Annotated in this window: 5 protein-coding genes and 4 pseudogenes; 3 read left to right on the forward strand and 6 right to left on the reverse strand. The window is 61.8% G+C overall.

The features are described 5' to 3' along the window. Positions 1–134 precede the first annotated feature (134 nt). Positions 135–570: pseudogene (locus I6F28_RS36695) on the reverse strand (transposase); the annotation flags it as partial. A 718-nt stretch (positions 571–1,288) separates the two neighbouring features. Then, positions 1,289–1,654 (reverse strand): annotated as a pseudogene (locus I6F28_RS38000) (transposase); the annotation flags it as partial. A gap of 1 nt (position 1,655) precedes the next feature. On the opposite strand from I6F28_RS38000, the gene I6F28_RS38005 reads away from it, so the two are divergent. After that, complete coding sequence (locus I6F28_RS38005) at positions 1,656–2,249, forward strand: hypothetical protein (protein WP_524536133.1); 594 nt, start codon at positions 1,656–1,658, stop codon at positions 2,247–2,249. Positions 2,250–2,909: 660 nt separating this feature from the next. Here the strand turns inward: I6F28_RS38005 and I6F28_RS36715 are convergent. Beyond that, a complete protein-coding gene (locus tag I6F28_RS36715; protein WP_225143844.1) occupies positions 2,910–3,332 on the reverse strand; it encodes a tyrosine-type recombinase/integrase in 423 nt (140 codons plus the stop codon). Between the two features lie 113 nt (positions 3,333–3,445). Beyond that, entirely contained in the window at positions 3,446–4,144 is a 699-nt protein-coding gene (istB, locus tag I6F28_RS36720) for an IS21-like element helper ATPase IstB (protein WP_524536131.1), read from the reverse strand. On the opposite strand from istB, the gene I6F28_RS36725 reads away from it, so the two are divergent. Further along, positions 4,034–4,642, forward strand: coding sequence for a Mu transposase domain-containing protein (locus I6F28_RS36725; RefSeq protein WP_524536132.1), 609 nt, complete (start codon positions 4,034–4,036; stop codon positions 4,640–4,642). The two genes, istB and I6F28_RS36725, sit on opposite strands and share 111 nt — an antisense overlap. Positions 4,643–4,653: 11 nt before the next feature. Then, a pseudogene (locus tag I6F28_RS36730) lies at positions 4,654–4,806 on the forward strand (ATP-binding protein); the annotation flags it as partial. On the opposite strand, the pseudogene istA reads toward I6F28_RS36730, so the two are convergent. After that, positions 4,806–5,735: pseudogene (gene istA / locus I6F28_RS36735) on the reverse strand (IS21 family transposase); the annotation flags it as partial. The pseudogenes I6F28_RS36730 and istA sit on opposite strands and share 1 nt — an antisense overlap. Positions 5,736–5,829: 94 nt before the next feature. Further along, positions 5,830–6,156 carry a site-specific integrase gene (locus I6F28_RS36740; RefSeq protein ID WP_225143848.1) on the reverse strand — a complete coding sequence of 109 codons (327 nt, stop codon included), beginning with the start codon at positions 6,154–6,156 and terminating at the stop codon, positions 5,830–5,832. Between the last annotated feature and the right edge of the window lie 1,385 nt (positions 6,157–7,541).

Raw genomic sequence — 7,541 nt, forward strand, 5'->3', positions numbered from 1 at the left:
CCCCTGTGGATCGCGCCGACGCCGGGCTCGTAACTCCGGTCGGGCTACGCCCTCCCTGCGTCACGAGCCCGGCGAAGCTCTCTCATCCTGATTGACGCTCCACTGTCACCCTGATTGCCGCGCGGCAAGCCCGCTTCGGCCCATCGGTAAGTCGTGCCATCGACCCAGATCCGATGCAGGATCACTGCGAGCTTGCGTGCCAAGGCGACCTTTGCGCGCTTCGAGCCCCTCCGCTTGGCGACGTCCATCCCCCAGTGTTTGAGTTTTGAGAACCGCGTGATGCGCGATAACAGAACGTTGGCGGCTTCATACAAGGCCGTCCGCACCGTCTCATCGCCGGCCAGCGTGATTCCGCCCGTGACGTCCTTTTCTCCCGATTGATATTTCTGTGAGCCCGAACAGCGCGCCTGCTGCCTTTGACTTTACAATGCGATGAGGATCATCAATCGCCGATTTGTAGGTGATGGCCACCAGGGGGCCAACGCCTGGTACTGTCATAAGCCGGCGGCAGACTGCATCATCACGCACAATTGCCAGCACAGCCTTGTGTAGTCTTCCGTATTCTGCCTTTCTCCACGGCTGTCCTCCGTCTCCAGATGCTTGGGGCCTCAAGTCGTGACCCCGTTTCATCATCTATCGGGGGACAGCCACCATCATGACCCCTTGCTCCGGAGCCGGGCCCATTACCGCATCTAGTAGGTGCCTTGCATCCTTCTCGGCGCCGAGTCGCGCCCCCATTGCCAGGCGACCGTGACTGTGATGCGGCAACCAGTTCTGGTAGTTGTGCCACGGCTTTTTGCGGTGGATGTATCCTACCGCCAGCCTTCTTCCCTCCCCGAAGCTGGCGGTGGAGTTAGCGGCGCGCGTGAGTGGGGACAGCGTTTCTTCTTCTCTCAGATTGAGCGCCGAGCCACGTGGCCGCTACCTCCCAACCATGGGGCCAAAGGATGCATATATTCGAGCGGCACAAGCGCTTGAGGTGCTTGCAGCCAATCAGGCCCGGGCGGCCGATCAGCCTTTGAGCCTGGCAGATCGCCAAGTTGCGACATTTGATGCCGAGGAGGCTCGGGCAGTGTTAGGCATCCTCGACAGCGTGAAGCCCAATCTTAGGCCGAAGGATGCCCGGCGGATCGCTGCGCGCATACGCGATCTTCTAGAGGGTGAGGGCTGAGTGAGCGGCGAAGGAGTTCGACTAGGCAGCTCTCCGGCAATTCATGTCCTGTAGGGTAGCCAAAGTCATTTCGATGAAACGTCAGCTTTCTTGACCAGCACTTTAACGAGTCGACCGTTAAGAAGCCGGATTGAGCTGAGCTAGACAGTTGAGCGAGCGCCAGAGCGAGACCAACAATAGGCGCAAAAGTTCTCTGAACCAGGCGAGGATGCGACGGAGGTTGTGTCCGACGGCGGAGAGGACGACGTTGGCGGCATCGCCGGCGCGGCCCTTGAGGTAGCACCGGCCGAGGTGTCCTTCGGCTTTGAGGTGTCCGATGATGGGCTCAATGGCGGAGCGGCGGCGCAGCTCACGCTTGATGGCGCCGAAGACACCGCGCTTCTGGCCGGAGATGAAGACGCGGCGGGGATTTTGCGCGTCGTGGCCGCGGTAGCCCTTGTCGACATAGGCCCGCTCGACCGCACAGCCGGTGAGTGTCTCGGATGTGCTTGAGCAACAGCAGCCCGATCATGAAGCGGGTCTCGATCCCCGGCCTGCCGTTCTCGCTGTAGAGCGGGGCGATCTCGCTGTCGATCCAGTCCCAATCGATCTTGCCGGCAAGCAGAACCAACTCGTGCTTCATGTTGATGATCTGGTCCAGCCGTGCCCGGAACAGATCGTTCGATCCCGTCGTCTTGTGCTTCTTCGGCCGCATCGTCCCTCCGGTGCACCACACAAGCACGGTTCACAGCGGAGAGGAATCCACAAAACGAATTGCAAGGTTTGCGACCATCAAGCCTCAAATCCCTGCAATCTCAAACGCCGTCAAAACACCAAAAACAGACCGCTGCTCAATCGCTTACAGGCTTGTTCACAGCCGACTAACGATGGCCTCAAGCGCCGCGATACGGTCTTCGGCTTTCCCCAGCGCATTTGCAGCCCTGAGAAGGTCAGCCTTCACCTGTGTATTTTCACTCGCGGCTGCAAGCCGCTCCATAGCACGTTGAGCTTGATCAAGTCTGTCCTGATGACCAAGAAGGTCGACCATGATTCATTTTCTCCCATTGGTGATCTACAAGCGCGACAATACCTGATGTAGCGAGCGAGGCGTCGATGTGGAGGGCCGCGCGCCTGCCGCTACGGGCCGCCCGCCACGCGCTCGACCCATGCCGAAGAACCTACTTCCGCCGAGTGGGCTTCGATGGCCCCTTGTGATCCGGTCGCTGAGTGAGGGCGGACGCCGAAACGGTTTTGATCTCCTTGTTAGTCAGCGCGCCGGGGCTCCGAAGTCCTTTCGAAGCAATCGACCCCACGCCTTTGCCGGTACGTTCATTTTTTGCCATTGGAGTGCCTATCGGTTTCGCGACTCGGGATGAGCCGCAACCAAAGATATCACAGACAATTCTTTTCGCCTCCCGTACAATTCCGGTGCGGCGAACGCAAACGCTGAGGCTATTTAATAGACAGCTTCCGAAAATCCGTGCGACTACAGGGCTGATGCTTGTCGCCCCTGAAGGTCTGCCGATGGTCAGAACGGAAAGCCCCAATCAATCCGCGTTCACGCGCCCTCGCAGGGGATTGCGACGTGAAGACGCGGCGTTCTACGTCGGGGTGTCTCCGTCCACATTCGATAAGTGGGTTGAGGACGGCACGATGCCGAGGCCCATCAGGCGCGGCGGCATGGTCTTGTGGGACATGCGACTGATTGACCGCGCCTTCGAAGTTCTCTCGGGCGATGCGGAAGATGCGAACCCGTGGGCTAGTGTGAGCCTAACGCAGCAATAGCCTGCTTGGCGAGCAGCCTTTGCTCCGCAGCCTTCGTGTATCGTTCCAGCTCTTTCAAGCTGTCGTGGCCGTTGATGCTGGCAATCACCTTCAGTGACAACCCCAGCTCGGCAAGTCGACGGGCTGCCGCGAAGCGCAACGTGTGGGGGCTGCATTGCGTCGTGATCCCGGCCGCTTTGCCCCAGGCTGAAAACTTGCCGGTGAACGACTTGTCGCTGTAAGGCTTTCCGCGTTCAGTCAGGATGAATGCGGATTCCGACGAAGTCGCCCGGGTGTACCGATATGAAGTCGCCGGGGGATTCCGAGACGATGTCGCCCACCTTTCCGATTTGATCTCGCCCGGTGACGAGGCGTTCTGGCGGTAGTTTCTCTGGCATTTGGCGAGCCGCGTGGTCAACCTGGAATCGCGGCTTGAACTTCTTCCGTTTCTGTTTCTGTTGCGGTTCTGTGGGCATGTGGGCAACGCCTGGCGTTGTCCAAGCGAAGCGGCATGTCCACAGCGTTACGGGCTCAGGCCTTTCGGGCGGATTGCCGAGTTCGGCGCAGGCTCTCGCCGGTGAGGTCGAGCCGATGGGCATTGTGGACGAGGCGATCGAGCACGGCGTCGGCATAGGTGGGATCTCCAATGAGCACATGCCATTGGTCCATGGGGAGCTGGCTGGTGACGATGGTGGAACGGTGACCGTAGCGATCTTCGAGGATTTCTAGGAGGTCGTGACGGGCGCCGGCATCGAGCGGCTCGAGCCCCCAATCATAGAGGATCAGCAGATCGACAGGGCCGAGGCCGCGCAATAGGCGTGGATGGCGGCCGTCGCCGCGCGCGAGAGCGAGGTCATCGAACAGCCGCGGAACACGTTGATAGAGCACGGAGCGATTGTCACGGCAGGCCTTGTGGCCGAGCGCCGAGGCGAGCCAGCTCTTGCCGACGCCGGCCGGGCCGCAGATCAGCAGGTTCGCATGGTCGTCGATCCAGCGTCCCTCGACAAGCTTGGCGAACAGTGGGCGGTCGAGGCCGCGCGGGGTGCGGTAGTCAATGTCCTCGACGCACGCCTGCTGACGCAGCTTGGCGTAGCGCAGGCGGGTGGCGAGCCGCTTGTCGTGGAGGTCGACCGGCCGGCGCTCAAGCCGTTGCCGGCGAGCCCCTACCTGCTCGCCGAGTGGCGGATCCGCCGCGTCAGCCTCGATTACCACGTCGAGGTGGAGAAGCATTATTACAGCGTTCCGCATCGCTTCGCCCGCGCTGAGGTCGAGGTGCGGTTCACCGCCCGCACCGTCGAGATCTTCCACAAGGGCGAGCGGATCGCCGCGCATCAGCGCATGAGCGGCAATCACAAACACACCACCGTGCCGGAGCACATGGCCTCCAGCCATCGGCGCTATGCCGGCTGGACTATCGCGCGTATCCGCCAGGACGCCGCCGCGATCGGGCCGGCAACCAGCGCATTGTGCGACCTCATTCTCGACGAGCGCTCGCACCCCGAGCAAGGCTTCCGCGCCTGCCTCGGCATCCTCAGGCTCGCCGCCTCCTACGGGCGCGAACGGCTGGACGCCGCGGCTGCGCGGGCGATCGACATCGGTGCGCGCACCTATGGCTCGGTCAAGTCGATCCTCGCCAACAATCTCGATCGGCGTCCCGCTCATCAGCGCTCCGCGGACGATGCGCCGATCCTGCATGCCAACATCCGCGGACCGCGCTACTACAATTAGGAGACCATCCCTTGCTCACCCATCCGACCCTCGACCGCCTCAACGCCCTCGGCCTCCACGGCATGGCCGAGGCCTTCGCCGACATCGAAGCCACCGGCGAGGCGAATAGCCTCGGTCACGCCGAATGGCTCGCGCTGCTGCTCGAACGCGAAGCCTCGCTGCGCTCCTCGAGCAGCCGGCGGCGCGTCACGCCGAGCCGCCGGATCGGCCGCTCCTCGTTGAGCCTTGTGAGCAACTCGCCGATCGCCGCGTTGACCTCGGCGAGGCTGTAGAAGACGCGGTGGCGCAGGCGGCCGAGCAGCCAGCGCTCGATAATGAGGACGGCTTGCTCGACCTTGGCCTTGTCGCGCGGCTTGCGCGGCCGCGCCGGCAAGATGGCGGTGCCGTAATGCGCCGCCATCTCCGCATAGGTGCGATTGATTTGCGGGTCGTACAGGCTCGCCTTGATGACCGCGACCTTGGTGTTGTCGGGCACCAGCAGCGCCGGGACGCCACCGATCGCCGCGAAGGCGCCAACATGGGCACTGATCCAGTCGGCGAGCCCCTGCGTCCACGTCGCCTGCGCGGAGGTGAAGCTCGAGGCGCCGAGCACGGCGACGAAGATCTGCGCCGTCCTCCGCTCGCCGGTGAGGCGGTCGACCACCACCGGCACGCCGTCGCCCGCGTAGTCGACGAACAGCTTGTCGCCGGCCGCGTGCGCCTGGCGCATCGTCACCGACAGGCGTCCCTCCCAGGCGCGGTAAAGCTCGCAGAAGCGCGAGTACCGGTATCCGCCGGGCTCGGCGCCGATGTACTCCTCCCACAGGATTGACAGCGTCACGTGCTTGCGCTTGAGCTCGCGGTGCACCGCGGCCCAGTCGGGCTCGGCGATGCGGCGGTGACCCTGCCGGTTGCCGTTGCCGGTCTTGGCGAACAGACGGACCTCCAGGGCCGCGTCCGTGAGTTCGTCGGGCAACGGCCAGCTCAGGCCTGCGGCCTCGAACCGCCGGATGGTCAGCCGCACTGTCGAGGGCGCCGCGCCCACCCGCCGCGCAATCTCGCGGCTCGGCAGCCCAGCCGCCTTCATCCTGATCACATCGCGCACACGGCGCATCGCAAGCCTCTCCGTCGGCATCCAGGGTCCCCCTTCGCAAAGCCGAAAGGGGGACCCTATGGAAGCCAGAAGAGGCCTCGTCACCCGGGCGACATCATCCCGGAACGGTGGGCGACATCATCTCGGAATGGGTGGGCGACTTCAAATCGGAATGGTGGGCGAGATCATCTCGGAATGCTGGGCGACATCGAGCGGAATCCGCAAGGATGAATGCTGGCGCATCGGTTGCGATCTTGCAGGCCTTGAGCGCGGCGAGTTGTGCAGCTAGTGGGATTTCCAGCTCTTTGCCGGTCTTGTTTTGTCGGACTTCGATGCTGCTGTCGTTCAGGTTATCGAGATCGAACTTGCCGCCGACCACGCTGTGAGGCCCGAGCCTGACCGCATCGCCGCGCCGTTGGCCGGTGTAGGGCAGTACGGTCATAGCGAGATGTTGCCGAGTGCCGAGGGGCCACCGCTCGAAACTCGGCTATGTTGGTTTCCGATAGCGTGTCCCAACCTTTCTTCGCGCCTTTCGGTCGACGCTTCTTTTTGATGTCCTTGGCCGGATTGTCCTTTCGGTACTTGTGGTCCTTGGCGAACGCCATGAGCAGCCGGAAGATTCGCCGCGTACTGTTCCCGGCCTCTATGCCGCCTTCAGCAGCCCGTTCGTCGACCATGCGCTTGAATGTCCTCCTCGGTGATCTTGGCGACGGGCAGGCTTCCAGCGGCCTCTTCGAGCCGGGCAAATAGGCGGGTGTAGTTGTCCTGAGTGACTTGGCCCAACTCGGGGAACTTGGATCTTTTTGTAATGCCGGATAAGGGCCGCCATACTGCCAGCGGGAACGGTTTTGACGGGCGTGCGCCGCTTGCCAGCTTTCAGGCGCGCTCGTTGCCTGTCCGGCCTTCCTGCCCTCCTCCAGGGCGGTTGCGTAGGCCCGCATAAACTCTTCCGACCAGGGCAGCCCGGGCAGGGTGGCGCGCGGTATGCCTTTCTTTCGGACGTAGTGGCGCGGATGGCCGTGGTGCAAGGCTTTTTAGACATACCGTACCGGGGAAGTCGGCGGCGGTTTTGCATGCCTGAGCATGGGGGTTCGAGCCCACCCAACTGTACCAACAAAGTCAAATGCTTACAGAAATCATCGAAGGTTGCGGATTTGTTGTAGCTACCAGATAGCTACCACGAGAGCGCTAATTTAGTGCATTGCGCTCGCTTGAGCGCGACCGAAATTCTCGTGCCTAGCACGTTGTCCAGATGCCGCTAGTCCGGCCTGTGGGTTGCGGTCGGTGTGAATGAAAATGAACCGACTCGCACGGCATCGTCTCGGATCCGCCGGTCGATCGAACTCAACTTGTAACGAGCGTTGACACCAATGCTCTCTCAAGGTTGAAACAGGCCCTAGGGAGCGCCAAGATCAAAAACAGGCTTTGATTTAATTGATCTTTTTGACCTGGTTGTCAACCTTGCGACCTTAGGCAGCGGCCACCTTGACACTTTCGGTCGCATTCCACCGACCTCCTGTTTCAATCGGGATCGCTTAAGCGGATATGCACGGGCGAGCTTGGCTGTCTGCTCGGCATTGACAATGAAGACAATTCCTATCGATTAGCTTAGCGTCGCGCTTCCGAGCGCGAGCGTCGTAAACGTCCATGATAGGTGTCTGATTCCCGCAAATGAACTCATGCATGATCCATTGTTGCTTTTGCGCTATGGATGTTATGTAACGCGCACGCCTGCAGCAGGATGCGCGATATTTCAATCGATCAGCCTGACCTCGACGGCTCTGTACTTCGAGCGCTGTTTATTGAAACGAATACCGAAAGTCACGC

This window comes from Bradyrhizobium sp. NBAIM14 (genome assembly GCF_020193895.1).
Classification (GTDB): domain Bacteria; phylum Pseudomonadota; class Alphaproteobacteria; order Rhizobiales; family Xanthobacteraceae; genus Bradyrhizobium; species Bradyrhizobium yuanmingense.

Bases quoted from the DNA above. Each gene is read 5' to 3' on its own strand.
- istB (WP_524536131.1), bottom strand. From the start codon at position 4,144: ATGCTTCTCCACCTCGACGTGGTAATCGAGGCTGACGCGGCGGATCCG.
- I6F28_RS36740 (WP_225143848.1), bottom strand. From the start codon at position 6,156: ATGACCGTACTGCCCTACACCGGCCAACGGCGCGGCGATGCGGTCAGG.